Raw genomic sequence first — 25,634 nt, forward strand, 5'->3', positions numbered from 1 at the left:
AACCATCCCAGGGCCGCACGGATTCCATATGGCAATACGCCGCCCCGCAACCATTTACTTAGCTCCAGCGGTGGGATAGAACTGATTCCATGTCCTACCTCAACGGCGAGGCCTCCCATTGGCTGACCCAGTCACCACCCGAGACCACCTCTCCCTCCCCACTTCCCACCGCAAAACAGGACCTCGCCATCGTCGGCGGCGGCATGACCGGACTGTGGTCGGCCTACTATGCGAGGCAGGCCCACCCCGACTGGCAGATCACCATCGTCGAGGCCAAGCACATCGGCTACGGCGCGTCGGGCCGCAACGGCGGCTGGCTCTCGACATTGCTGCCGGGCAACAGAGCCAAATACGCCGAGGCGGTCGACCGTGCCCGCACTGCTGATCCCACCGGCCCGGTCGGCTCGGCAGGACTGAGCGGAGTGGAGTCCGTGAGGTCCTTCCAGTCCGCGCTCTTCGACTCGATCGACGAGGTGCTCGAGGTCCTGGAACGGGAGAACATCGACGCACATCAGGTCCGCGGCGGTCACATCGACATCGCCCAAACCGAGGCCGGAATGTCCAGGCTGCGCGAACTCTTCGACGGCGACGAACAGTACGGGTACGGGCCCGAGGACATGCAGTTCCTCGATGCCGAGGCGACCAAGGCACACATCAACGTCGACAACGCTCGCGGCAGTGTCTTCTTCCCGGGCACCGCGCGCATCGACCCGGCCCTGCTCACACGTGGACTGGCCGACGTCCTCCGGAAGCAGGGTGTCACGATCTGCGAAGACACCTCGGCGGGTCATATCGGCAAGGGCGTCGTCGCCACCGATCGGGGGCCTGTCACCAGTGACACGATCTTCGTCTGCATCGAGGGCTACTCGGACACCGTCACTGGCGACCTGCCCGGGCTGGAAGGACGTCAGGTCATTCCCGTGTTCTCGTCGATGATCGCAACCAACCCGCTGCCGCCTGAAGCGTGGGAGAAGATCGGCTGGGACGGGCGGGAATGCCTGGGCGACACAGCGCACACCTTCATCTACGCTCAGCGTACTGACGATGATCGGATCGCTCTGGGCGGTCGCGGTGCACCCTACGAGTTCGGATCCGGCCTGCCGGGTGACGGCCAAGTCCCCGCCGAGGTGGTCGATGCGTTGAGTGCGCGCCTGTCCTCGCTCTTCCCCGACCTTGAGTTCGAGGTCGCCCATGCGTGGCGCGGCGCCCTGGGCGTGACTCGGGACTGGTGCGCCGGCATCTTCTTCGATACCGACCAACGCATCGGAGTCGCCCGCGGCTATGCCGGTCATGGGGTGACGGCCACGCATCTGGCGGCGAAGACCCTGCTCGACCGGGCCTCGGGAGCCGCCACGCCGCTGACCGCACTGCCCTGGAACGATCATTTCTCCGGTCAGTGGGAGCCCGAGCCCATCCGCTGGCTGGGCATCCGCTCGATGTACAAGATCTTCAACATCGCCGACGAATGGGAACGCATCACCGGGGCGAAGAAGACGAGCCTCCTCGCCCAGTTCGGTTCCCGCCTGGCAGGATTGCACGAGTAGCGAAAGAAGGACTCCATGACCCGCACGTACCGCCGCATCTCACCGGTGGCAGAGAACTACCCGGCCTCGAGCATTCGGAAGATGTTCAACCTCGCCCTCGACTTCCCCGATGCGGTGAAACTGACCGTCGGCGAGCCGGACTTCAACACCCCGGAGCACATCAAAGCCGCCGGTATCAGAGCCATCGAGAACAACAACACCCGCTATGTCGCCAATGCCGGCATCCCCGAACTGCGCAGCGCGATCGCCCGCAAATACTCCGGCCGCTGGGATCGGGGCATCGGACCGGAGAACGTCATGGTCTCCTTCGGTGCCATGGAAGCGTTGACCTTCGCCCTCGACGTCACCGTCTCCCCGGGCGAAGAGGTCATCATCCCCGATCCCAGCTTTCCGAACTACATGGGTCAGGTCCACCGCCTCGGCGGGACGGCTGTGTCGGTTCCCGTGCGGGAGGTCAACGACTTCAAGCTCCGCGCCGAGGATGTCCAGGCCGCCATCACCGACAGAACCGCGGCCGTGATCATCAACAGCCCGTCGAACCCGCTGGGCTCGGTCATGGACCGGGCCGAGCTCGAGCGGATCGCTGAGCTCGCCGACAACCATGGCTTCACCGTCATCTCCGACGAGGTCTATGACCAGATGGTCTTCGACGATGCCGTGTTCACATCCATCGCCGAGGTGCGCCCAGACTTCGACCGGTACCTCGCCATCGGCAGCTTCTCGAAGACCTATGCGATGACCGGGTGGCGCTGCGGCTTCGTCATCGGAGGTGAGGACCTCATCGCTCCGATGTCCCTGCTCCAGGAAGGACTGACCTCGAGCCTGCCCGGATTCGTTCAGGAGGCTGCGGTCGCCGCGATCGAGGGACCGCAGACGGACGTCGGCATGATGGTGGCCTCCTATGCCGAACGGCGTCAGATCCTGATCGATCGCATCAACGTCATCGACGGGCTGCGCGTCATCCGCCCCGAGGCGACGTTCTATGCCTTCGTCAACGTCAAGGAGTGGGGACTGAGCTCCTGGGAACTCGCGATAGCGCTGCTGGAGAACCACAACCTCGCCACGATCCCCGGCTCTGCCTTCGGGCCCGCCGGAGAAGGCTACCTGCGCCTGACATTCGCCGTCTCACCCGAGACGATCAACGACGCATGCGACCGGCTGGAGGCATTCGCCGCGTCGCGGTGATCTCCTCGGCCCCAGCTACCCGAACCTGCACGACACCGCCGCCTGCACGACGCTTTTGCAGGTTCAGGTGGCCGGAGCAGGTACGCTCTGAAGCTGCTTCTACGACTCGTGCACAATCTTGCTGTCCATCTCAGGTGACTTCCTCCGAGCGGCAGTCGGCTTGGTCACCAGACTGACCACGACAAGGACGACGATCGCTGCAGGCAGCGCGGGAATGACGGAATTGATGTCCTCGGATCTGCCACTGACCTCCCAGAGAACCGTCACGACGCCACCTGCGACCATTGACGACAATGCGCCAGCTGCCGTGACTCGCTTCCAGAACAGGGCGGCCAGAACCGTCGGGGTGATCGCGGCGCCATACATCGTATAGGCGTACATCTGAAGAGCGAGCACAGATTCGAAGAACTGAACCATGATGAAGCCCAAGATCGCGATCGCAAGAACAGAAGCCCTGCCGACCAGGACCCCCTTCTTGGAGTTTCCTCGTTCCTTGTCTTTGATGAATACGAGATCGTAGACGACGTTGCCGGAACAAGTCAGGAGGTAGGACGACCCGGTGGTGATGATGAGCGCAAGTGCGGCCACGAGGAGTACGGCACCGATGCCCGCGGGCGTGAACTCGCCTTCTGCGAGTGCGAGGACCGCCATGTCCGGATTGATCTCGGGTATGAGAATGGATGAGCCTGAGGCAAGCAGAATGATCGGCGCGACGATCAGCGCAGCTCCGATGAAGAACAGGATCGTCGCGTTGCGGGCGACTTTGGGAGAGCGGGCGGATGCGAGGCGTTGGTGCATGTTCTGATCTCCGAGGATGAGGAGGAACAGTGGCAGAAAGTAGCCCAGGATCTGCCAGGGTGTGAGTACACCAGTGAAGGACTTGAACGCAGGGTCCAGCCGTTCGACGTAACTGCCGAAACCGCCGAGATCATTGAGGAACACCCAGACGAGAGCTCCAAGCAGGGAGATCACAATGAGAACGGCCGAGAGGAAGTCGGTCCAGGCTACAGACTTCAGCCCGCCTGACAGCGACAGGAACGTGATGAGCACCGTGGCGACGATCGTCGCTTGCGTTGTGCTCAGCGGCGTAATGAGAGTGAGGATATAACCGGCTCCGGTGAATTGGTACGCGGTGATGCCGATAAACGCCACGAGGACGACAATGGTGCCCGCAACGCGAACCGGTCGGCCGAACTTGGATTCGAACAGTTCCGGGACGGTGCGGAACCCGTTTCTCCGGACTTTGGGAGCGATGAAGTACAGGACGATGATCCCGCAGAAGGTGCCGCCGAAGAACAGAATCCCCGCCAGCGGACCATTGCTGAAGATGAAGTTCGCTCCGCCGATGATCGAACCGGAGCCGACGAAGGTCGCCAGCAGGGTCCCGGCGAGAACCCAGGTGGGCAAGGATTTGCCCGCCAGGACGAAGTCCTCGCCGTCCTTCATGGCAGAAGCACGACCGAACCACGCAGCGATGGCGATCATGATCGCCACGTAGGCAATGAGGACGATGACGAATGTGAGGTTCATAGGGTTCCCTTGTGTCGTGGAGCACAGATGCGCTGACCACGATTCTCAACGATGAGCACAGGTGAATGCAACATATTTTGCAAACGTCTCATTCTTCGGCGATCGCCGAGGTGGCTCCCCAGAGGTCGTCGATGCGTCCGAGCATGCTTTGGGTCCGCTCCTCGTCATGTCGGGCAAGGCACCCCAGCAGATACTGGACGGCGCTGGTTGCACACACGAGCGATGAGATCAGCTCGGAGGACTCGGCGGGCACGAGGACATATTCGTCGGCAATGTCGGTCAACGCAGTCCGTCGATCGGCAATGACGAGGACCTTGGCCCCCTGCTCACGCGCGACCTCGGCCAGCTGCACCACGGCACGGGAGGACTTCCACAGCGTGATTGCGAGGAAGCAGTCATGCGAGGTGAGGAGATTGACCTCGTTCACCATCGACGTCACTGAGCCCGAATGCAGACGCACTCGGTAGCCGAGCATCTGGGCCACATGCGACAGCTGCATTCCGGGGGCAGCGTAGGAGCCCGTCGCGAACACACCCGTGGACTCGGAGGCGATGATGTGCTCGCTCATTCTGTTCAAAGTGCTCTCATCGAGACCATCGCGCATGCGTTCGAGCAGTTCGATGTCCTTGTCGATCGTTGTCGCCAACAGCCCTTGACTTCGATTGTGCAGATACAGACTGCGTGGGCTCAGCGACGCCAGATAGCGGGTGCGGATTTCGGCGGAGAAGGCCGGCCAACCGGAGTATCCGAGAGACTGAGCGGCCCGAACGACAGTGGCGACATTCACCTCTGCTATGTCAGCAAGAGCTTGGGCAGAGCAGTATGCAGCCTCTTCCGGGTCCGTCTTGATCACACCCAGTATCGTCTTCGTCGCACGCGTCAGCCGTGCAGCCGATCGAAGAGTGTCGACCCACTCGGAGAAGCTGCTCACAGTTCGGACCTCCATTGCAAAAAATGTTGCATTTCATCTACTCTGGGCCCATCATCCTAATCGGATCCAATGAAGGAGACACGGAATGCATCTCGGTCAGGGCATCAGCACGATCATCAACGCACGGGTCCTCGACGTGGATACGGCAACAATATCCGAGCCGACGACAGTGACCATCAATGGCGAGCAGATCATCGAGGTCGGCGGAAGCGGCCCTCCTTCGGGGTCCGACTGCTTCGATGCCGAAGGCAGAATCGTCTCCCCCGGGCTGATCGACGCTCACGTCCATGTCTTGGCTGCCACCGCGAACCTCGGCAACCTGGGCGATCAATCTCCTTACTACCTCGGCGCCCAGGCCGCACGCCTGATGGGAGACATGCTCGGTCGCGGTTTCACCACCGTGCGTGATGCCGGAGGCGCAGACTTCGGTATTGCGGCGGCAGCGCGCGAGAATCTCTTCCCTGCGCCGCGGCTGTTCTTCGGCGGCAAGGCGCTGTCGCAGACCGGAGGGCACGCAGATATGCGCGGGCCCGGGACTCATGTCATGGACAAGCACCTGTGCTGTCCGAATATCGGCATTGTCTGCGATGGAGCTGACGCGGTGCGAAAGGCCGCCCGGGAGAATCTGCGCACGGGTGCGGATCACGTCAAAATTATGCTCTCAGGCGGAGTGGCCTCCCCCACTGACCGCGTCGATTCGACCCAGTTCTCAGACGATGAGATCCGAGCAGCAGTTGAGGAAGCAGAAGCGGCGAATCGGTATGTACTCGGACACGCCTACACTGCGAAGTCGGTCAATCGCGGTCTTGAACTCGGCGTTCGCTCCATCGAACACGGCAACCTCATCGATCGCCGGAGCGTCGAACTCCTTCTCGAGAAGAATGCTTTCCTCGTCCCCACCCTCGTGACATACGAGCGTTTGAAGCAGGATGGCGCTGAATTCGGCCTGCCGGAAGCTAGCCAGAATAAGATCGACGACGTCCTCTACGCTGGCCTGGATGCGCTGAAGCTGGCAGCTGAGCACAATGTGAAGATCGCCTACGGCTCTGATCTGCTGGGCGGAATGCACCCACACCAGGGCCAGGAATTTTCCATTCGCGCCAAAGTTCAGACCTCCCACCAGGTCCTGCGCTCGGCCACGACCACAGCCGCCGAACTGCTCAGACAGGAAGGCAACCTCGGCGTGGTAGCGGCAGGGGCTTCCGCCGACCTGCTGGTCCTCGACGCCAATCCGCTGGACGACGTTTCAGTACTGGGCGACGCAGACAGCTCAATTCACTCCGTCATCAAGGGAGGACGCCTTCTCGAGTGAGGTTCTGTCCGCTGTGCGGTTCCCAGTGGACCGCACGGCAGCGTGCCGCTCGTTGACGTAGAGACTGGCTCCAGGAACCGCGCGTACACACGAAATTCCTGCGAAGTCTATATCGACGTCGCACGCCGCCCGTGCCAGTACCGGTGGACCAACCGCTGTCGCGATGCCGCTGATTCCGGACCTCAGGGGCAATCACCCAGCGAGCGAGATCTCGGAGTTTTCCGATAAAGGTTCAGAGCCCGCGCACCACACTTCTTCTGACGCAAACTGGCAGACATCACATGGGTTCGCTTCGACGCGCGCTTTTTTCAGGAGGTGCGCTTTGGAAAACGTCACGTTTTCACGCACAGTCATATGGGAATACGAGGCCTGCAACACTATGATCGAACGCCTCTGAACGCCTATCCCGGCAGCAGCTCCCGCAGATCCTCGCCCGCCGCGATCCTCGCCAACAGCGCCGACTCGCCACGATCGGAGGCCAACGCCGCCTGAAGGATTTCGTCCCCTGGCCCTGCCGGCGGAAGAACCAGCACACCCTGACGATCGCCGAGCACCAGATCACCTGGGCTGACCATGACGCCGTCGATCTCGACCACACAATCGAGGGCGTCATCGCCGAGGCGACCGGTGCGTTTCGTCGTCCGTGCGATCAGCCCCGTGGCGAAGACCGGCAACCGGTCCTGCACGTCGTGCAGTGCACACACGTCGGTGACGGGACCATCGACGACGATTCCTGCGGCACCCTGCGCGATCGCTGCAGCCGCAGTGACCGCCCCGACCGGGGCGTGGATACCGCTTGCGACCCGAATGACGAGGACGTCACCTGGGTTCAGTCCGTGCAGTGCCCGATTGACGGCGAGCGCATCGGGTTCGCGCAGGTCAAGAGTTCGAGCCGGACCGACCATCTGCGCTCCCGCGTTGATCGGGACCATGCGCGGCGTGCAGAACCCTTCCTCGAGGAAGTGACCGAGCGTCGGCAACTCGACCTCCCGGAGCGCCTCGATCAATTCAGCTGGGATCGCAGCGCTCATGCAGCCCCGCCCGTGGCTTCGGACATGTCTCCCACAACCGCCACACATTCGACCTCGAGGGAGATGTCCCAGATCGAGACGCACACAGTTGTCCGCGCCGGTTTCGCCTCTCCGAAGAAGTCGGCATAGACATGGTTGAATGGCTCCCGCTGTTCGGGTGAGGTCAGGTACGCGTTGACCTTGACGACCTGCTCGATCCCACTCCCAGCGGTTTCCAGGACCGATCGCAGATTGCTCAGACACGTTCTCACCTGGTCTTCGAAGGCCTCTGGGGTGACACCGTCGGCGGCGAAGGGCACCTGACCTGTGGTGAAGACGAACCCATTGGCGACCACAGCCTGTGAGTACGGACCGATGCTCGGGGCCAGACCTGGCGCGGTCTCGATGCGACGGATCATCGGTTCTCCACCCTCACCTCGGTGACGGCCTCAGCCTTGGCCCCCACCTCGACGGACGTGCCGCTATCGACTCTCGCCTCGGCGGTATCCGCCTGGTCGATGCTCTGCAGACGGTTTTCGGTGAGCAGGAACAGGGCGATGAGGGACAGGACGGCGGAGCCGGCGATGTACCAGGCCATCGAGTCGGACTTGCCGGTGACGTCGAGCAGCCACACGGTGATCGCGGGGGTGATGGCCGAGCCCAGCAGGCCCGAGAGCATGTAGGACACGGACAGCCCGGAGTAGCGGATCTTCGCGCCGAAGAGCTCGGCGAGGAAGGTCGCGATCGGACCGTAGTTCGCGCAGAATGCGATCATCATCAGCCCGTAGGCGAGGAAGACTGCGGCGGCGCTTCCGGTGTTGATGAGCCAGAAGAACGGAAAGGCGAGGATCACTTCGCCGGCGATTCCTGCGGCGATGATCGGGCGCCGTCCGACCTTGTCGGAGAGACGGCCGAAGACCGGGATGAAGATGAGTCCGACGATGCAGGCGACGAGGACGACCCAGAGCATGAAGTTGCTCGACAGCCCCTTCTCCTGGGTGCCGTAGTTGACGCCGGAGGCGACCATGAGCGTGAAGGTCGACCCGGTCGACAGGGTGGCGATGCCGCCGAGGATAACGGGCTTCCAGTAGTGGCGCATGAGGTGAGCAAAAGGCAGTTTGGCCTTCGCTCCCTGTTCGCGGACCTGCTGGAAGCTCGGGGTCTCTTCGATGTTGAGGCGGATGTAGATGCCGACGGCGACTAGCAGGACGGAGGCGATGAACGGAACCCTCCAGCCCCAGGAGACGAGCGCTTCCTCGGACACGAGACCGGTGACGATGAGGAAGGCGAGGTTGGCCAGCAGCGTCCCCACGGGGACTCCCACCTGGACCATCGACCCGTACCAGCCTCGACGCTCCTCGGGTGCGTGTTCGACGGTCATGAGAACCGCTCCGCCCCATTCGCCGCCGAGCGCCAGCCCTTGGATGATGCGCAGGGTGAGCAGGATGAAGGGTGCGGCGATGCCGATCGTGTTGAAGTCGGGCACCAAGCCGATGGCCAGGGTCGCACCACCCATGACGAGGAGGGAGACGAGCAGCATCGACTTACGTCCGAGGCGGTCGCCGAAGTGTCCGAACAGGACCGCTCCCACCGTGCGCGCCAGGTAGGCTGCGGCGAAGGTGAGGAACGCGAGGATCGTACCCAAAGCCGGTGAGAGCTCGGGGAAGAACACCTGGTTGAACACCAGCGCCGAGGCGGTGCCGAAGAGGAACAGGTCGTACCATTCCACGGTGGTGCCGATGACGCTGGCGGTCGCGATCTTGCGCATCTTCGCGCGATCGAGGCGAGCGCTGGCGGCTGTGCCGGTGCCCGAGTTGTCGACGGATCCGTCGTCGGTGCGAGTGGGCGAACTCATGGTGGTGCCTCCCGGAGTACAGATGAACAGAGTTGAAAGTGACTGTCATCACTCTTCCCTGTGCGCACTTCGGCGACAATGAAATTTCACACCGAGGTGGGACTCAGAATTGTGTATTTGCACATTTGCGGTGTTGGGCGGTCCTTGTGCCACCAGCTACCCGAACCTGCACGACCACTCCACCTGCGCCGCGCTTTTGCAGGTTCGGGTAGCCGATGGCGACCAGACCCTCACCCCGCCGAGGCGAGCGCTGCGCTCCAGCTTCCGTAGAACTTCCGCACCGCCGCGGCCGAGGGCACTTCACCCTTATGTTCGGCGGCGTATTCGCCGTAGGCCTTGTAGGTGGCACCGAGATCACGGTCGTCACAGTCAGCGACGAACGTGGCAATTGCCTGATCGTAGGCAGCCTCATCAAAGCGCAGCTGACCCTTTGCGCGGCCGACCGAGCTCGTCGCCAGCCCTGCAGCCTTCAGCGCCTCGTTCCAGGAGCCGAAGCGCTGGACGGCGGTCTGACTCGTCGGCGGCCACACGCTCGCGCCCTTGCTCGAGGCCACGCCAAGGTGGCCGAGGACAGCGGTGCGCTGCCTCTCGTATTTCGCTGCGGTCAGCGGCACCGGGCTGGCAGAGCTGCGCACGCTGGCAATGGATCCGGCCACCTCGGCGAGGGCATCGTCCACGCCTCGCCCGCTCGACGTCTGATTGCGCAGGGCAACTTCCACCTCGGTGAGGATCTCGCTGTCCTCGGGACTCAGCGCAGATGACGTGGCCGAGCGAAGGCCCGCGTCGATCGCGGCGAGGTGAAGCAGCGCCCCGATGAGTGCGGGGGCGGCGGTGTGGGACCTGTCGGCGGCGGAATCATTCATCGACTTCATCTTACGTGGGATGCACCGATTCCACGGTCGATGGCGAAACTCAGCGCGAACAGCAGTCCGCAGACGGTGACGGCCATGAGCAGTGAGGCGAGCGCGGAGTCGACGATGAGGAAGTAACCGCCGCCCAGGAGCACCATCGAGGCACCGGCCGAGACCAATCGTCCGGTCAGCGTGCCGCCGATGTCGCTGCCATCGAGGATGACGTCGATGAGCCGGGAGATGACGAACCAGGCGAGGAAGACGCCGAGGGTGGCCAGCAGCGACTCGGAGAAGGCCAGGCGCATCGGCACTTCGAGTGCCCAGCCAAGCAGCGTGGCAGAGAACGGCATGACGAACGGGAGTCCGGTGGCTACGAGGATCAGGGCCGAATAGGTGAGGGCCTTCCTGTGTCGGTATGCGGTGGTCATGACTCTTCCTTTCTTGTTCAACCGGTGATGAGGCCGAGTGCTCCGATGGCGATGAGCGTGGTCAGGGTCGTCCAAGCGACGATGGCGATCCCTTGCCAAAGCAGGATCCAGGAGGTTTTGACGCCTGCGCTGACCAGGATCGTCGAGGTGATCTGGGTGGGGATGGCCAGGGGGCCGAGCAGGCTCGCACCCGGGACTCCGAAGCGGTTGAGGAAGCGTTTGAACTTGATGCGACCCTTCGATTCGGGCTTCTTTTCGACAGGTGGCTGGTCGAGGAACCTCGCTTCGCCCTCCGCCGTTGTGCTCGAATCGGCAATTGCGCTTTCGTCGGCAATGACTGTTCCGGGCCCTCCGACACCAACGGGAACGCTCTCCGGTGTTCGGCTCCTGCGAGTAACCACGGCCCTGCGTGCCCGGGCACCGAGCAACACGATGACGGTGACGCAGACGAAGTTGCCGATGGCCCCGGCGAGGCCTGCGACGATCGGGTTGAGTCCGGCCCACACGCCGATGACGGCAGAGACCTCCCCTTCGACGAAGGGCACTGCGCCGGCGAGCGCGATGATCAGCGGCTGCAAGAGGTCGGGGACGTGGGAGGCGAGGTCTTGGAAGAAGGTGATGACGGTGTTCATGATGTCCTCTGGAAGTAGTCCGATTGATTACTACCAGTGGAAACTGTGTTCTCAGAACAGGGTCAAGTCCTGAGGTTTGAACTCAGGAAATCCTCAGCCGGATTCCTCGGCTATGCGGGCTTTGATGAAGGCGGCAAAACGCTCACGGTGCTCTTCCGCCACGTCCAAGGTCGGGTACACCTGGAGGAAGGCTCGTTGCATGACGTCGATCTGGGCTTCGTTGTAGAGCTCGGTGATCGATCCGATGATGGCCGATTGCCCCATGGCGACGTCTCCGCGCATCCCGTGGTGCGGGGCGAGCAGCCAGGGGTTGGTCTCTAGATGCTCCTTCATACTTGGCGCAATCGCTTCGGCCAGCCTCGCGCGAGTGGCGTCATCGGCATCCTCGGCGAGGTCGTCGACTTCTCGGTCATAGGGAGTCGTCGCGGTCATGATCGTCTTCATCTCAGCCATCGTCGCCTCATCGTAGAGACGCGAGTAGAGGGACATCAGGCTGCGATCGGGGCTGGACATCGTGGCCGCAATGTCGATGAATTCGGAGGCGGTGTCGATTGGGGCGCCGTGTTGCAGCAGCTTCGCGATCTGTTCACGGGCCTTCTCCAACTCTGCAATGTTCTCCCCGAGTTCGACGTCGAGCCGCTTGAGCGCGAGCTGCTGCGCTTCGTGGTCGTCTTCAACGGAGCTGATGTCGGCCAGGGGGATTCCGAGTTCGCGCAGTCGTCGGATCTGCAGGAGCCTGAGCACATGTGAGGGTCCGTACTGTTTGTACCCGTTGCTCATCCGCTCGGGGTCCGCAAGCAGATCGAGCTTGTGATAGTGCCGAATCGTGTTGACCGTCGTCCCGGTCAGCTCCGCCAACTCACTGGTGCTCCACCCCACTAGCCGTTCCCCTCGCCGCCGCGTCGTCGGTGCCTCATCATTGCCTGACTGTGTCCAGTGTATTGGCCTGTTCCTCGAGTCGGCATGTTTAGACTGAACCATGACTGAGTTCAATATCGGCGATACCGTTCAGGTCACCTCCGGAGCAATGGCACACAGTGTCGGCACCGTCGTCTTCCTCTATGAGAAGACCGGAAAGTACCTCGTGCGGACTGGCGCCGGGGCACAGGACTACTACGGTCCGGACGAGATCGAGCTGTTCAACCCCTGACGCACGCACCGCTCCACGGTCCTCACCGCAGACGGGCCAAGGATTCCTCAGCGCGCGCAATTCGCTTGTCCACGTTCATCTGCCACCAATAGTCGCCCCGTTCTCCGAGTCCGTACTTGGCGATGGAAACTCGATTTCGGGCAGCACTCACATCCTCGTCCGTTCCCGCCTTCTGTGCGGTGCGGACAGCGTTCCGCGCTGTGCCGAGATGGCTTTTCAGTTCTGCAACCATCTCCTCAGGCAGTTCCGGATCGGTTCTGCGCCATTTCCGGCCCTTGATGACCATCCACTTCTGCGCGTCGCTGTACTCACGCTCCCCATCCTGGCCCATGATCAACAGTCTGTTCTTCTCGAACGACTGTGTCCACATCGAGTGCCCACGTGATGTGTCCGTGGTCAATGAGAAGATGGCACGGTGCCTGAGAATCCCACCGCGTCCTCCGACGCCGCCACCGCCGGCTGGCGCGACGCCTTCGCCTCCCTCGCCGAGGCGGCCCCGCAGGAGTACACGCCAGTGGCCCTGGGATTCGAACTCGTCGAGGTGGTGGCCCGGACGTGGTTCGAACCGAAGCATTCTGTGGTTCTGGAGAAGCAAGCAGTCTCCCCCGGCACGGATCCCAGCCTGGCGATCCGCCCCCTGATCCTCAGCGAATCAGGTAACTGGGTGAAGAAATCCCTCACGTGGCGGACCATCGATCGCATGGCCAGGCAATTCAACGTCGATCCCCGTCATCAGGAATGGTTCACTCAGCTCGCGGGCTTGCGCACCCGGGACAAAACCGACTTCACACCCGATGGGGCGCCGTACAACCTCGGCGACTTCCATACTCCGCTGCTGTGGGACATGTTCGCTCAGGCTACCGAGATCGGGATCGAACTCGTCGGCGTCAATCAGGGCATGCACGTGCACATCGGACGCGAGGCGAAGGCCATCATCGACGTCAATCGGGTGAAGAGCCAGCTGCGGGTGCAGCCGCGGGTGACGATTGATGAACGCGAATTCTCCCCGGGCCTGACTAAGCCGATCTGGACGCATGGGTTCTTCGGTGTCGGCCTGGATTCGGGCTTTGCCGTGACACTGGCGCCGGCGTCGAAGCCGACGGCGCAGTCCGCACTGTCCGTCTTCGCCTCACCCGGTCCGATCACGATTCCGGGCAGTGAGTCCGAGGAGTTCTTCGAGGAGTACTATCCATTGCTGCGCACATCTGCCGAGGTTGTCAGCACAGATGAAACCGTGAAATTTCCCCAGTTCAGCGACCCGCGGCTGGTCCTCTTCATGGCGTTCGGAGCGAAAGACATCCTGAGTCTGCAGTGGTACTGGGAGTACTCGGGACCCAGACGGACCCTGCCCGTGGTGCCCCTGACCAAGCTCGGCACCTCCGCCATCCGCAGCACTGCAGCCGGTCGAAGCACTGCAACGACCCCCATGCCGAGTCCCCGCGACAACCGCGATCTCGAACACGAAGCTCGTGTCCTTGCCCAGGTCGAATCGATCCTCGCCGATACCCAACCGCCCGGCCACCCCCGCGACATGGAACTCACGGACGCCGACACTGCGGACTTCGTCGTCAACGTCCTGCCTGGGCTTGAGGAGATCGAGCACGTCAAGGTCATCACGCGCGGGAAGAAGCAGCCCTATCGCGAGCTCGGCGGGGAGCCCAACATCACGATCACCTCGGTCGAATCGGAGAAGAACGACTGGTTCGACCTGGGATTCCAGATCACCATCGATGGCAAACCCATCCCCTTCGTCAAGCTCTACAAGGCCCTGGCTGCGGGGACGAAGAAGATCAAGCTCGTCGACAACACGTTCCTGTCGCTGAACAAGCCCGCCTTCGACAAGCTCAAAGCGCTGCTGGCTGAAGCAGATCTCATCCCCGAGTGGGAGCCGGAGTCCCCGAAGATCACTCGCCTGCACGTGGGGCTGTGGTCGGAGTTCGAAGAACTCGCCGATGAGACGCTTCCGGCCCCGTCTTGGCAGGAGTCCGCACAGGCCCTGCTCGACCTCGACCACCTGCCTGCCACCCAGGTGCCACATCTGGGTGGGGTCACTATGCGTCCCTATCAGGTGCAGGGTTTCCGGTGGTTGGCACTGCTGTACAGGTGCCACCTCGGCGGGATTCTGGCCGACGATATGGGACTGGGCAAGACTCTGCAGACTCTGGCGTTGATCGTTCATGCGCAGGCAGAGCTTCCGTTCCTCGTCGTCGCCCCCACCTCGGTGGTCGACAATTGGGGGAAGGAAGCCGCGAAGTTCACCCCTGACCTCGACGTTCGTGTCGTTTCCGAGTCGACTCAGAAGAGGAAGACCGCCCTCGCCGAGGTGGTCGCCGGTGCCGATGTCATCATCATGTCCTATGCGATGCTGCGCCTGGACGAAGACCCAGTCTCTCGCCTCAGATGGGCTGGGTTCGTCCTCGATGAGGCGCAGTTCGTGAAGAACAGCTCCTCTCAGGTTCATCAGGCGGCGAAGTCGGTCAATGCACCGTTCCGCTTGGCCCTGACGGGCACGCCGATGGAGAATTCTCTGCGCGATGTGTGGTCGCTGTTCGCCATCACAGCACCTGGACTGTTCCCGAGCGCCCACCGTTTCGAGAAGGAGTATGTTCGGCCTATCGAAGTTGGTGAGGACCCCGGTCGGCTGAGGGGCCTGCAGAAGCGGATCAGACCGTTCATGTTGCGCCGGAACAAGGATCTCGTTGCTGCGGATCTGCCGGAGAAGCAGGAGCAGGTCATCAACGTCGAGCTCAATGCCGCTCATCGCAAGCTCTACGATCGGGTGTTGCAGAAGGAGCGGAAGAAGATCCTCGGGTTCATCGACAGCGAGTACGACAAGCAGCGCTTCATCGTCTTCCGTTCACTGACTCTACTGCGCATGCTGGCGCTGGATCCGCGCATCGTCGACGGTGAACACGAAGGCGTTCCGTCGAGCAAGCTTGCGGCCCTGATGGAACGACTCGAGGATGTCGTTGCCGAAGGTCACCGCTCGATCGTGTTCAGCCAGTTCACGTCGTTCCTGACCAAGATCGCCGAAGACCTCGATCACCGAGGCATTCCCTACGTCGTCCTCGACGGCTCCACCAGGAACCGGGGCAGAATCGTCGAAGAGTTCCGGACAGGTGCGGCACCGGTGTTCCTCATCAGCCTCAAGGCTGGCGGGTTCGGCCTCAACCTCACCGAGGCCGACTATGTCTTCCTCATGGACCCGTGGTGGAATCCCGCGACGGAGAATCAGGCGATCGACCGTGCCCATCGGATCGGGCAGACGAAGAACGTCATGGTCTACCGCTACGTTGCCGAGGGCACGATCGAGGAGAAGGTCCTCGCCCTGCAGAAGAAGAAGGCCGAACTCTTCGATTCCCTCATGACCGACGGCGGAGCCTTCGACGGTCGCAGTCCAAACGGGCAGGCCTTCAGCCAGACGGTGACGGCAGAGGACATCCGGGAGCTGTTGGAGGGATAAGGGTTCAGCGCCTGAGCAGCCGTTCGATGATCTCGGGCACGCGCACAGTGACCGCGTCCCAAAACAGGTCATCATTCATCACCGCATAGCCAGCGTGTGCGGCAATATTCCGAATCGCTCGAATCGCAGCAAGTTCATCTCGGCTGAGCACCTGAGCCCACGGTTCAAACTCAGAACGCTCAGTCAGCGATGCCAACCGGATGATCACCATGCTCGCAATGTCATAAGACGCGTCTCCATCGAAGAAGTCGTCTCTCTCACCGGAAGCCACAGATTTCGCCCGATTCAGAATTCGCCTCAGCTCTTCTCGAATGTTTGACTCGTCATGAGATGAGATCCTCGGCACTCGGCGCCGTGGCAGCGGAGAAAACCGCGCGTTCGAGCGCTCCTCATCAGTCACAGTGGAATCGCCTCCCGTTTGACTTCCCAGCCAGCGGGCTGCGGGCCGCTGTCGACGACAGCGTCGACAGGGAACCCCGTGAGCCGCTGAACGTCATCCATGAAGAGTGCAAGATCGAAGAGATCGATACCTTCATCTGGAGTGACGAGAAGATCGATGTCACTGTCGAAACCGTCCTCCCCACGCGCCACCGAGCCAAAGACTCTTACGTTGCGTAGTCCTCGGGAGGCAGCAATATGAAGAATTTCGTCAAAGTACTGAGCCAGAGCAAGCGACGGCCGGTAGTCCGCTGCTTCGAGCACTCGATCGAGCATTTCCTCCGAAACGTTCCGGGACCCAGATTCCATCTGAGCCAAACTTGGTTGGCGCAATCCAGCACGCCGCGCCAACTGTGTCTGCGTAAGTCCTGCATCAAGGCGCGCTTCGCGAATGAGTTCGCCCGGATTCTGCGCTTGAAACCGTCCCATGCACTCAAATATAGCGCGATGCTATCGACGACACCAGGTCACCTACTCGCAAGATCGTCGCACTCGCCTCAGTTTCCACTGCCCTTTGACTTCGACCTCATCGAGCCGAGGGCACGATCGAGGAGAAGGTCCTCGCCCTGCAGAAGAGGAAGGCTGAACTCTTCGACTCCCTCATGACCGACGCTGGGGCCTTCGACGGTCGCAGTCCAAACGGGCAGGCCTTCAGTCAGACGGTGACGGCCGATGACATCCGGGAGCTGCTCGAGGGGCAGGACTGCGATGCCAGCCGTCCAACCAAGATGTGCAATCTACATCAACAACGTCAGACACTCGCTTCAATATTTACTTTAGATACACTAAAGTAAATATTGAAGCGAAGTGTTCACACTTACGGCCCATCCCGAGAGGAGGTCGCCCCATGCCCTACACCGTCGAACTCCGATGGACTCCTCCGAACCCAGCCGGGCTGAGCAAGAAGAACAGAGCCTCAGGTACATACCGCGCATATCTGCCCGATGAGCTTGCCATCACGCTCCCAGAACTCGGCGCCAAAGCACAGTATGCAGCCGAGGAAGCGGCGGTCGTCCTCGCTCGACTCGACGAGCGGATCAGTTCGTCGGGCAGCACCTACCTCAACCATCTGCTTATCCGGTCCGAAAGCATCTCCTCCTCGTGGATCGAGGGCAATCGACTCAGTCCGAAGAAACTGGCTATCGCTGAGCGTCTGAAGTACGGCGATCGTGTGGCCCTAGATGTCATCGCCAACGTACGGGCAACTGAAAACGCCATCGACGAGATCGCCGACCCACTTCGGGCGATCAGCGTCAAGGACATCGAAGACCTCCAGCACTCGATCGAGCCGCGGCTTGCCTTTGGACTGCGAGAAGCCCAGAACTGGGTGGGCGGCCCGGGCAACAGCCCGCTGCGCGCAGAGTTCGTACCTCCACCACCAGCTGAGGTTCCACGGCTCGTCGCGAATTTGGCTGCGTTCATCACGGCCACGGAGGGCAATCCGGTCATCCGCGCCGCAATCGCCCATGCTCAGTTCGAAACGATCCATCCCTTCGCCGACGGGAACGGCCGAACTGGGCGAGCGCTCGTCCACACGGTCCTCAAACGTTCCGATGCACTCCGTACTGTGCTCGTGCCGATCAGCACGGTCTTCGCGGCCAACACGAACGCCTATATCGGTGGCCTGAACGCGTATCGCAAAGACCCAGCCGACCTTGATCAGTGGGTCATCTCCTTCGCCGAGGCGGTCGAAGCGGCCGCCGCAAGCGCTGTCCTCCTGGCCGAAGACATCGAAGCGCTGGATCAGACAGTTCGCCTCGATCTCGCCGAGCACCGCCGCGAAATCGGCAAGTCACCGATCCACCCGAGGGCCGGTTCGGTCATCCTCAAAATCCTCGACTGCTTAGCGCGAGAGCCGGTGATCACCATCGATTCGGCGGCGGTCGAGCACGGAGTCTCTCGCGCTGCTGCCCATAGGGCTCTCGTCGAGCTCGCCGAGGCAGGGATCCTCAGGAAAACCAAGAATCACAAAGGCAAGATCGTCTGCTATTCGGCAGACCAGCACCTGGCCTATGTTGAGTTGACCGAGGCGAGTCACCGGGACCGGAAAGGTTAGCCCCAACCGGGGACGACGAAGATGAGCCAGGTGACGATCGGGGCGATGACGACCATTGAGAAGCCCCAGACCATGAGCTGCTTGAAGACGCGGTCGCGCTGATCCTCCGGGGAGTTCGCGACGACAAGTGCGCCCGAGGTGGAGAACGGACTCGAGTCGACGACCGACGATGAGATCGCCAGGGCGATGATCATTCCGATCTCCCCCACACTGCCGGTGAGCAGGAACGGGACGGCCAAAGGAATGAGTGCGCCGAGGATGCCGGTCGTCGAGGCGAATGCCGAGACCACAGCGCCGATGAAGCAGATGATGAGCGCGGCAAAGAGTGGTGCGCCCATGCCGGCGACCTGAGTGCCCAGCCAGTCGATCGTGCCCAGACGCTGCATGAGTTCGACATAGGTGACGATGCCGCAGATGAGCAGCACTGTCGGCCACGCGATCTTACTCACTGCGCCTTTGCTGACCTTGGGCGAGAAGAGCGAGATGACGACGGCGATGCTGATTGCAGTGAAGCCCACATCCTGGTTGAGCGGTGGGACGACCATGACCGCGAGAACGATGAGTCCGATGAGCGTGATGACCCGGGTACGATCCAGGGTCGTGACCTGCGCGTTGTCGTCGGTGTCCTTGACCATTGTGGTCTGCAGCGATCGGCGAGCAGCCCTGCGATCGGGATCGTGATACGAACTCGGTGCCACCTCACCTCCTGTTGAGGCTCCACCGGGTGCGGCCGCTCCACTGGGTGCGACGCCATCTCCAGGAGTCGCATCGCCTCCCGTGGAATCGACGCCAACAGCCTCGGCGTCCGCAGCATTCTTACCTTCCAGCCCATGGCCGGTGTCGCGCTTGCCCAGCAGCTCCCGTCCCCCGAAGAGGAAGTAGCAGATGAGGCCGAGGAAGAAGTTGAAGACCAGGGACGCGAAGAACAGCAGCATCGGAGAGCCGGGGAGATCGTTGCGTTCGACGACCTGGTTGGTGATGGTGCCGAAGATGCTCAGTGGCGAGAATCCACCGGCGGTCGCGCCGTTGATGACCATGAGGCCCATGAGCAGCGGCCTGATGCCGTACCGTTTGGCAAATCCCATCCCCATGGGCGCGATGATCGCGATCGCTGCGGGAACCACGGAGCCGAAGCCCGAGAGCAGAGCTGTGACGACGAAGAACACCCAAGGAATGAGGGCTATTCGTCCGCCCACGGCCTTGACGAGGACATGGACGAGCCAGTCGACAGTCCCATTGTCCTTCGCCAGGGCGAAGAGATACGTCACCCCCACGAGGATGAGGAAGAGATCCGCAGGGAATCCCGATAAGAGGGTGTCGACATCCTCTCCGAGAACCAAGGTCCCGAAGAGGAAGGTTGCCATGAGGGCGAGTGCACCCATGTGAACTGAGACGAAGGTGGCGATGACGAACAAGGCCACGAGGACGAGGATTGACGCTATTTCCAGAGACACAATTCGCTCCCATGCGATGTGTTGATCAGTCGGAAGCGACTCCTTTGCCGCCCCAACATTCCACAATGTGGAAATCTAGCCGCGCTTTCCTGAAAGTCTGCCCCGGCACGCAATTCGCCGTCAAGACCTTCAGCTGCCTTTTCCATATAGTCAGCTGTCTTTCCCGAAGAATAGGAACTGACGACAACTCACCCTTCATTTCGGAATACAGATAGGGCATTCTGCTATTGCTTTCACTGTGGTAGCGTCAAATGAAATAGATGTACCGCATCGTGGAATCGAGGAGGATTCTTTGACGATGACAAACAGCGGCCGACATTTCCTGCAGATCCCGGGACCCAGCAATGTTCCCGACAGCGTTCTTCACGCGATCTCCATGCCCACCATCGACCATCGTGGTCCTGACTTCAAAGAGCTCTTCTCTCATGTGCTGACCGGGATGGCAGACATCTTCGGAACGGCCAATCAGGTCGTCATCTACCCCGCGACCGGCACCGGCGCATGGGAAGCTGCCCTGGTCAACACCCTCAACTCGGGTGATGAGATCCTCTGCTGCGAGACCGGGCACTTCTCCTCACTGTGGAAGGCCATGGCCGAGAAGTGGGGACTCAAACCCACGATGATCACCGGCGACTGGCGAACGGGCGCGGACCCGGAGAAGATTCGTGAAGCTCTCGAAGCCGACTCCGACCACCGGTTCAAAGCCATCTGCGTCGTCCACAACGAGACCTCGACCGGCGTCACGAGTCGCATCCCTGAGATCCGAAAAGCCATCGACGAAACCGGGCATCCAGCACTGCTGCTGGTCGATACGATCTCCTCGTTGGGATCGGTCGACTACCGCCACGACGAGTGGGGCGTCGACGTGACCGTGTCGGGATCGCAGAAGGGTCTGATGCTGCCACCCGGCCTGTCGTTCAATGCCATCAGCGATAAGGCACTGGCCGCACACCAGCAGTCCACTCTGCCGAAGTCGGTGTGGAATTGGACCGAGATGCTCGAGTCCGGCAAGAACGGGATGACTCCGTATACGCCGAGCACAAACATCCTCTACGGCCTCAAAGAGTCACTGCGAATCCTCAATGAGGAAGGCCTGGACAACGTCTTCGCCCGGCACATCCGCTTCGGCAAGGCGACCCGCGCCGCCGTCGAGGCATGGGGCCTCGAAGTCCTGTGCACCAACGAGAACGAGCACTCCCCCGTGCTCACCGCCGTCGTCATGCCCGAGGGCCACGACGCGGACGAACTGCGCGCCATCATCCTTGAGAAGTTCAATATGTCGCTGGGAGCGGGGCTGTCCAAACTCAAGGGACGGGTCTTCCGCATCGGCCACCTCGGCGATCTCAGCGATCTCACCCTGGCCGGCACCCTGGCCGGTGTTCAGATGGGACTTCAGCTATCCGGCGTCAAGGTCGACCCGGGCGGCCTCGACGCGGCACTCGACATCCTCAAGCACAAATAGGCAGCACCAGGCGGGCCGCCGCAGCAACGGCCCCTCACACACGACAGGTTGGTGACATCGCCATGAGTGAGTTCATCGCAGACCTCACGGCCGGCATCGCAGGCACCGTCGACACCTCAGCGCGCAGACGAGCCGAATACGCCGTCGACGCATCGAACTACCGCGTCGTGCCACAGGTGGTGGCCTTCCCCAAGACCACCACCGATGTCGCGACGATCCTCGACGTGGCCCGATCGCACCAGGTTCCGATCACCTCCCGCGGCGGCGGCACCTCCCAGGCGGGGAACTCAATCGGGCCCGGCCTCGTCATCGATTTCTCCCGACACCTGAATCGCATCCTCGACATCGACCCTGTCCAGAAGATCGCCCGCGTTGAGCCAGGGGTGATCATGAGCGATCTGCAGAAGGCGGGCAAACCCCACGGGCTGACGTTCGGACCCGATCCGTCGACGAAGAACAGGGCAACGATCGCCGGCATGATCGGCAACAACTCATGCGGACCGCACGCGATCTCTGCCGGGCGCACGGTCAATAACACGGTGGAGATGACCGTCATCGACGGCACCGGCCACAATTTCCACGCCGGTGCCGGGCTCGACGCGGTCCCGGGCCTCGCCGAGGTGGCGGCGGCGCATCTGGCCGTCATCCGGACCGAATTCGGCCGTTTCAGTCGGCAGGCCTCCGCCTATGCCCTCCAGCATCTCCTGCCGGAGAACGGCCCCAACCTCGCGAAGTTCCTCGTCGGCAGCGAAGGAACCCTGACGACGATCACCGAGGCGGTCGTCAACCTCGGCGACCTGCCCAACTCCCCAACGGTGCTGGCCCTGGGCTACCCGAACATGTTCGAGGCCGCCGACGCGGTCCCCCGTGTGCTGCCCCACGGTCCGCTCGCCGTCGAGGGCATCGACTCCCGCCTCATGGACATGGTCCGGGCGGCCAAAGGCAAGGATGCGGTCCCCGAACTCCCGGCAGGAAACGGGTGGCTGCTCATCGAGGTCGCCGGCGCCTCGGCGGAAGAAGCCGTCGCCAACGCCCAGCTCATCGCCGACGATTCCGGCACCGATCACTACCGCATCATCCCGGCCGGACCTGAGGCCAGCACGCTGTGGGGAATCCGCGCCGACGCCGGCGGACTCGCCGGACGCACCGAGGCCGGCGACCCCGCCTGGACAGGCTGGGAAGATGCCGCCGTCCCACCCGACGTGCTCGGAGACTATCTGCGCGAGCAGGACGAGCTGATGAACAGCTACGGGGTGGTCGGGCTTCCCTACGGCCACTTCGGCGATGGCTGCGTGCACATGCGCACCGACTTCCCCTTCGACCAACCCGGCGGCACTGACATATTCCGCGACTTCGTCATGGATGCCGGACGCCTCGTCACAAAGTACGGCGGATCGGCCTCCGGTGAACACGGTGACGGTCGTGCCCGTTCGGAACTGCTGAGCCTCCAACACTCGCCCGAGGCGATTACTGCCATGGAGAAGGTCAAGCGCCTCCTCGACCCCGACAACCTCCTCAACCCCGGCATCATCGTCGACCCTCTGCCGATCACCACCGACCTGCGCCGGCCGCAGGCGATCTCGATCGGCACGGCCGGCGGGTTCTCCTTCTCCCACGACAAGGGCAGCTTCACCAACGCCGTGCACCGGTGCGTGGGCGTGGGTAAGTGCCGCGCGGACACCAGCGGCTCCGGCGGGTTCATGTGCCCGTCTTACCTCGCGACGAAGGACGAGAAGGACAGCACCCGCGGCCGTGCCCGCGTACTCCAAGAAGTCACCAACGGCGGCCTATTCGACTCCTGGGACAGCGCCGAGGTGCATGAATCCCTCGATCTGTGCTTGAGCTGCAAGGCCTGTTCCACCGACTGCCCCGCCGGAGTCGACATGGCACAGTACAAGTCCGAGGCCCTCCACCGCACCTACCGGGGCAAAGTCCGCCCGATGTCCCACTATTCGCTGGGCTGGCTGCCCACCTGGGGCCGGTTGCTCACCGCGGTCCCCGGGGTGAGCGCGATCGCGAATGCGGCCCTGTCATTCCGACCTCTGGCGAAACTCGTCCTGGCCGGTGGCGGCATGGACGCCCGGCGGGGAATGGTCCGTTTCAACGAGCAGCGGTTCTCCCGCTGGGCCAGGCGCAAGGTCACACCGGCCGAGGCACGCGACGCTGCGACGCTGTCCCGTGACGCGGCACAGTCCCGTGACGCTCTGGTCGAGGATGAATACGTGAGCAGCGGATCGGCGCGCGGAGGGCGACCGCAGGTGCTGCTGTGGGCAGACTCCTTCTCCGAATATCTCTCCGATGCCGGCGCTCGCGCCACCGTGCGGCTGCTGGAGTCCGCCGGCTTCGAGATCCTCCTCCCGCCATCGCAGGCGTGCTGTGGCCTGACCCTGATCTCCACCGGGCAACTCGACGCCGCGCGAGACAGGCTGAGTACCACCATGGATGTGCTCGCACCGTATGCACGCAAGGGCATCCCCATCGTCGGCATCGAACCGAGCTGCACAGCTGTTCTGCGCAGCGACCTGAAGGATCTGTTCCCCGATGATGTTCGTGCCGGCCTCATTGCCTCCAGGACGTCCACCCTCGCCGAGGTGCTCGTTGACACCGATCTCGACGTGCCCGACCTGAGTGGCCGCACCGTCGTCGTCCAACCGCACTGTCATCAGCACTCGGTCATGGGATTTGCGGCAGACCGGGCGCTGTTGGAGCGCACCGGAGCGAGCGTGCGTGAGTTGGCCGGCTGCTGCGGTCTCGCCGGAAACTTCGGCATGGAGGCCGGTCATTACGAGACCTCGGTCGCCGTGGCCGAGAACGCTCTGCTTCCCGCCCTGCGGGATGCACCGCAAGACTCCATCTTCCTCGCCGACGGCTACTCGTGCCGGACACAGGCGAACGATCTGGCCGACGTGGATGGAGTCACGCTGCCCCAGCTGCTGCTGGGCGCAGTCGACGGTGAGGAACATTCCGCTCGCGCCACGAGACTGCCGGAGCCGGTCGACGCCTGAGACATTGATCGGGAGGTGGCCCTGAATCCCTTCGGTGACCCCGGGCCAAACGGTGACTGCGGAGGACGCTCGGGTTGCTGGAGGCGCGAGCCCGGTGACGATACACGTTAGCGCAATCGTGGCCTGGCAGAAGTGGCACCGCTCCGACCGGAATGCTCCTTGGAGGAGGTTGTCGCGATCGAGGCGAGGACCGGTCAGCGCCTGTTCTGAACGGAGCCAGCCAATGTCAGTTGGCCTCATCCAGATCGGACATGTCGAGGACGAACCGGTAGCGCACGTCGTTCTTTGCGAGGCGATCGAGCGCCGTGTTGATCTCCGACGAGGGCAGCACCTCGACGTCGGGTAAGACTGCATTGTCAGCACAGAACTGCAGCAGCTCCGCGGTCGCGGGTCGGCCCCCGCTGCCGGCGGAAGTAAGCCTCTTCCGCCCGATGAGCAGATCGGTGACCTCCACGGTGATCGCACCCAGGTAACCGAGGACGCTGAGTGTGCCGTCCAAACCGACCAGCCGGAGGTAAGGCGCGACCTCGTGTGGCGCCGAGGCGGTGTCGATGACGAGATCGAAGCTTTCGCGGGCCTCGGCCATCTGCTCGGGGTCGGTGGAGACGATGAATCCATGCGCGCCGAGGCGGTGGGCGTCGTCGGCCTTGTCCGAGGTGCGGCTGATCACGGTCGCGGTGGCGCCAAGCGCGACTGCGAGCTTGACTGCGAGATGGCCGAGGCCTCCGAGCCCGACCACGGCGACGTTCGAGCCGGGTCCGAGCCCTCGCATGGGTTCCCAGACGGTGATGCCCGCGCACATCAGCGGAGCGGCCGCCGCAGGATCGAGCCCCTCGGGCAGCCGGTAGGCGAAGTCCGCACGGACGACGTACTCCCGTGAGAATCCACCCAGAGTCATCGACCCGTCTTCACGATCTGCGCCGCCGTAGGTCAGGGTGGGAAATTCGTGGCAGAAGTTCTCCTGACCAGCACGGCACATTGTGCATTGTCCGCAGGAATCAACGATGTTGCCCACTGCGACGCTTTCTCCCACGTGGAAGACGGTCACGTCCTCCCCGACCGCGCTGACGACGCCCGTGAATTCGTGACCAGGCACCAGGGGCGAACGCCCGTCATGGGTATGCAGTGCCTGCAGGTCGCTGTGGCACACCCCGCAGTAGTCGACTCTCACCGCGATGTCTTCTGGTCGCAGTTCGCGCCGCTCCAGCAACGCTGATCTCAGCCTGTCCGAGCCGATCGCCTTCCAACCAGTGGTCGTTCGCATCACACACTTCCTCAAAACAGACTATTCGGTCTATTCAGAGTAGTACCGATCTCCCCGGTAAACA

The 25,634-nt window shown here is 62.5% G+C and carries 22 protein-coding genes; 8 read left to right on the forward strand and 14 right to left on the reverse strand.

Annotation, left to right across the window (positions count from 1 at the left end; all coding sequences use genetic code 11):
- Nucleotides 1-89: 89 nt before the first annotated feature.
- Together HU144_RS01945 and HU144_RS01950 are read left to right on the forward strand one after the other, a co-directional pair.
- Entirely contained in the window at nt 90-1,544 is a 1,455-nt protein-coding gene (locus HU144_RS01945; protein WP_235349903.1) for an NAD(P)/FAD-dependent oxidoreductase, read from the forward strand.
- 15 nt (nt 1,545-1,559) lie between these two features.
- The gene (locus HU144_RS01950) at nt 1,560-2,729 is read left to right on the forward strand and encodes a pyridoxal phosphate-dependent aminotransferase (protein ID WP_235349904.1); all 1,170 of its coding nucleotides are present in this window, start codon (nt 1,560-1,562) and stop codon (nt 2,727-2,729) included.
- Nucleotides 2,730-2,828: 99 nt separating this feature from the next.
- Here HU144_RS01950 and HU144_RS01955 read toward each other — a convergent pair whose 3' ends face one another.
- Both HU144_RS01955 and HU144_RS01960 read right to left on the reverse strand, forming a co-directional pair.
- Nucleotides 2,829-4,259 (reverse strand): sodium:solute symporter family protein, encoded by a 1,431-nt coding sequence (locus tag HU144_RS01955; RefSeq protein ID WP_009883501.1) that lies wholly within the window; start codon nt 4,257-4,259, stop codon nt 2,829-2,831.
- A gap of 88 nt (nt 4,260-4,347) precedes the next feature.
- On the reverse strand, nt 4,348-5,190 hold the full coding sequence (locus tag HU144_RS01960) for a MurR/RpiR family transcriptional regulator (protein WP_168769744.1): 843 nt from the start codon (nt 5,188-5,190) through the stop codon (nt 4,348-4,350).
- An 85-nt stretch (nt 5,191-5,275) separates the two neighbouring features.
- Between HU144_RS01960 and HU144_RS01965 the strand changes: the two genes are divergently transcribed.
- A complete protein-coding gene (locus HU144_RS01965) occupies nt 5,276-6,502 on the forward strand; it encodes a metal-dependent hydrolase family protein (RefSeq protein WP_069599287.1) in 1,227 nt (408 codons plus the stop codon).
- 401 nt (nt 6,503-6,903) lie between these two features.
- Here the strand turns inward: HU144_RS01965 and HU144_RS01970 are convergent, their stop codons facing one another.
- From HU144_RS01970 to HU144_RS02000, 7 genes are all read right to left on the reverse strand, one after another.
- Complete coding sequence (locus HU144_RS01970) at nt 6,904-7,533, reverse strand: RraA family protein (RefSeq protein WP_235349905.1); 630 nt, start codon at nt 7,531-7,533, stop codon at nt 6,904-6,906.
- Entirely contained in the window at nt 7,530-7,931 is a 402-nt protein-coding gene (locus tag HU144_RS01975) for a RidA family protein (protein ID WP_235349906.1), read from the reverse strand. Before HU144_RS01975 ends, HU144_RS01970 begins: the two co-directional genes overlap by 4 nt.
- Nucleotides 7,928-9,367: an MFS transporter gene (locus HU144_RS01980; protein ID WP_235349907.1), complete on the reverse strand. Its 1,440-nt coding sequence runs from the start codon at nt 9,365-9,367 to the stop codon at nt 7,928-7,930. The genes HU144_RS01975 and HU144_RS01980 overlap by 4 nt, the downstream gene beginning before the upstream one ends.
- A gap of 230 nt (nt 9,368-9,597) precedes the next feature.
- Nucleotides 9,598-10,230: a homing endonuclease associated repeat-containing protein gene (locus tag HU144_RS01985; protein ID WP_235349908.1), complete on the reverse strand. Its 633-nt coding sequence runs from the start codon at nt 10,228-10,230 to the stop codon at nt 9,598-9,600.
- Nucleotides 10,231-10,235: 5 nt separating this feature from the next.
- Nucleotides 10,236-10,646 carry a hypothetical protein gene (locus HU144_RS01990; protein WP_127362643.1) on the reverse strand — a complete coding sequence of 137 codons (411 nt, stop codon included), beginning with the start codon at nt 10,644-10,646 and terminating at the stop codon, nt 10,236-10,238.
- A 17-nt stretch (nt 10,647-10,663) separates the two neighbouring features.
- Nucleotides 10,664-11,278: a small multidrug efflux protein gene (locus HU144_RS01995; RefSeq protein ID WP_235349909.1), complete on the reverse strand. Its 615-nt coding sequence runs from the start codon at nt 11,276-11,278 to the stop codon at nt 10,664-10,666.
- Nucleotides 11,279-11,371: 93 nt separating this feature from the next.
- Nucleotides 11,372-12,136 carry a MerR family transcriptional regulator gene (locus HU144_RS02000; protein WP_204234543.1) on the reverse strand — a complete coding sequence of 255 codons (765 nt, stop codon included), beginning with the start codon at nt 12,134-12,136 and terminating at the stop codon, nt 11,372-11,374.
- 121 nt (nt 12,137-12,257) lie between these two features.
- On the opposite strand from HU144_RS02000, the gene HU144_RS02005 reads away from it, so the two are divergent.
- Nucleotides 12,258-12,428: a hypothetical protein gene (locus HU144_RS02005; RefSeq protein WP_235349910.1), complete on the forward strand. Its 171-nt coding sequence runs from the start codon at nt 12,258-12,260 to the stop codon at nt 12,426-12,428.
- A 22-nt stretch (nt 12,429-12,450) separates the two neighbouring features.
- Here the strand turns inward: HU144_RS02005 and HU144_RS02010 are convergent, their stop codons facing one another.
- Nucleotides 12,451-12,759 (reverse strand): biopolymer transporter Tol, encoded by a 309-nt coding sequence (locus tag HU144_RS02010; protein WP_235349911.1) that lies wholly within the window; start codon nt 12,757-12,759, stop codon nt 12,451-12,453.
- Between the two features lie 84 nt (nt 12,760-12,843).
- On the opposite strand from HU144_RS02010, the gene HU144_RS02015 reads away from it, so the two are divergent.
- Nucleotides 12,844-15,891, forward strand: coding sequence for a DEAD/DEAH box helicase (locus HU144_RS02015; RefSeq protein WP_235349912.1), 3,048 nt, complete (start codon nt 12,844-12,846; stop codon nt 15,889-15,891).
- A 4-nt stretch (nt 15,892-15,895) separates the two neighbouring features.
- Here the strand turns inward: HU144_RS02015 and HU144_RS02020 are convergent, their stop codons facing one another.
- A complete protein-coding gene (locus tag HU144_RS02020) occupies nt 15,896-16,291 on the reverse strand; it encodes an antitoxin (RefSeq protein WP_235349913.1) in 396 nt (131 codons plus the stop codon).
- Nucleotides 16,288-16,758: a helix-turn-helix domain-containing protein gene (locus tag HU144_RS02025; RefSeq protein ID WP_101573532.1), complete on the reverse strand. Its 471-nt coding sequence runs from the start codon at nt 16,756-16,758 to the stop codon at nt 16,288-16,290. The genes HU144_RS02020 and HU144_RS02025 overlap by 4 nt, the downstream gene beginning before the upstream one ends.
- A gap of 418 nt (nt 16,759-17,176) precedes the next feature.
- Between HU144_RS02025 and HU144_RS02030 the strand changes: the two genes are divergently transcribed.
- Nucleotides 17,177-18,385 (forward strand): Fic family protein, encoded by a 1,209-nt coding sequence (locus tag HU144_RS02030; protein WP_235349914.1) that lies wholly within the window; start codon nt 17,177-17,179, stop codon nt 18,383-18,385.
- Here the strand turns inward: HU144_RS02030 and HU144_RS02035 are convergent.
- Complete coding sequence (locus HU144_RS02035; protein WP_235349915.1) at nt 18,382-19,839, reverse strand: SLC13 family permease; 1,458 nt, start codon at nt 19,837-19,839, stop codon at nt 18,382-18,384. The genes HU144_RS02030 and HU144_RS02035 overlap by 4 nt on opposite strands.
- Nucleotides 19,840-20,137: 298 nt before the next feature.
- Between HU144_RS02035 and HU144_RS02040 the strand changes: the two genes are divergently transcribed.
- Nucleotides 20,138-21,301 (forward strand): pyridoxal-phosphate-dependent aminotransferase family protein, encoded by a 1,164-nt coding sequence (locus HU144_RS02040; RefSeq protein ID WP_235352634.1) that lies wholly within the window; start codon nt 20,138-20,140, stop codon nt 21,299-21,301.
- A gap of 62 nt (nt 21,302-21,363) precedes the next feature.
- A complete protein-coding gene (locus tag HU144_RS02045) occupies nt 21,364-24,306 on the forward strand; it encodes an FAD-binding and (Fe-S)-binding domain-containing protein (protein ID WP_235349916.1) in 2,943 nt (980 codons plus the stop codon).
- A gap of 226 nt (nt 24,307-24,532) precedes the next feature.
- Here the strand turns inward: HU144_RS02045 and HU144_RS02050 are convergent, their stop codons facing one another.
- Nucleotides 24,533-25,570, reverse strand: a complete 1,038-nt coding sequence (locus HU144_RS02050; RefSeq protein ID WP_235349917.1) for an NAD(P)-dependent alcohol dehydrogenase — start codon at nt 25,568-25,570, stop codon at nt 24,533-24,535.
- Nucleotides 25,571-25,634 lie beyond the last annotated feature (64 nt).

Origin of the sequence: Brevibacterium sp. UCMA 11752, from assembly GCF_021532235.1 — a bacterium.
Taxonomy (GTDB): Bacteria; Actinomycetota; Actinomycetes; order Actinomycetales; family Brevibacteriaceae; genus Brevibacterium; species Brevibacterium antiquum.

Coding starts and splice junctions, on each gene's coding strand:
- HU144_RS01945 (WP_235349903.1), top strand. CDS start 90: ATGTCCTACCTCAACGGCGAGGCCTCCCATTGGCTGACCCAGTCACCA.
- HU144_RS01950 (WP_235349904.1), top strand. CDS start 1,560: ATGACCCGCACGTACCGCCGCATCTCACCGGTGGCAGAGAACTACCCG.
- HU144_RS01955 (WP_009883501.1), bottom strand. CDS start 4,259: ATGAACCTCACATTCGTCATCGTCCTCATTGCCTACGTGGCGATCATG.
- HU144_RS01965 (WP_069599287.1), top strand. CDS start 5,276: ATGCATCTCGGTCAGGGCATCAGCACGATCATCAACGCACGGGTCCTC.
- HU144_RS01970 (WP_235349905.1), bottom strand. CDS start 7,533: ATGAGCGCTGCGATCCCAGCTGAATTGATCGAGGCGCTCCGGGAGGTC.
- HU144_RS01975 (WP_235349906.1), bottom strand. CDS start 7,931: ATGATCCGTCGCATCGAGACCGCGCCAGGTCTGGCCCCGAGCATCGGT.
- HU144_RS01980 (WP_235349907.1), bottom strand. CDS start 9,367: ATGAGTTCGCCCACTCGCACCGACGACGGATCCGTCGACAACTCGGGC.
- HU144_RS01985 (WP_235349908.1), bottom strand. CDS start 10,230: ATGAATGATTCCGCCGCCGACAGGTCCCACACCGCCGCCCCCGCACTC.
- HU144_RS01990 (WP_127362643.1), bottom strand. CDS start 10,646: ATGACCACCGCATACCGACACAGGAAGGCCCTCACCTATTCGGCCCTG.
- HU144_RS01995 (WP_235349909.1), bottom strand. CDS start 11,278: ATGAACACCGTCATCACCTTCTTCCAAGACCTCGCCTCCCACGTCCCC.
- HU144_RS02005 (WP_235349910.1), top strand. CDS start 12,258: ATGACTGAGTTCAATATCGGCGATACCGTTCAGGTCACCTCCGGAGCA.
- HU144_RS02010 (WP_235349911.1), bottom strand. CDS start 12,759: ATGGGCCAGGATGGGGAGCGTGAGTACAGCGACGCGCAGAAGTGGATG.
- HU144_RS02025 (WP_101573532.1), bottom strand. CDS start 16,758: ATGGGACGGTTTCAAGCGCAGAATCCGGGCGAACTCATTCGCGAAGCG.
- HU144_RS02030 (WP_235349914.1), top strand. CDS start 17,177: ATGCCCTACACCGTCGAACTCCGATGGACTCCTCCGAACCCAGCCGGG.
- HU144_RS02040 (WP_235352634.1), top strand. CDS start 20,138: ATGACAAACAGCGGCCGACATTTCCTGCAGATCCCGGGACCCAGCAAT.
- HU144_RS02045 (WP_235349916.1), top strand. CDS start 21,364: ATGAGTGAGTTCATCGCAGACCTCACGGCCGGCATCGCAGGCACCGTC.
- HU144_RS02050 (WP_235349917.1), bottom strand. CDS start 25,570: ATGCGAACGACCACTGGTTGGAAGGCGATCGGCTCGGACAGGCTGAGA.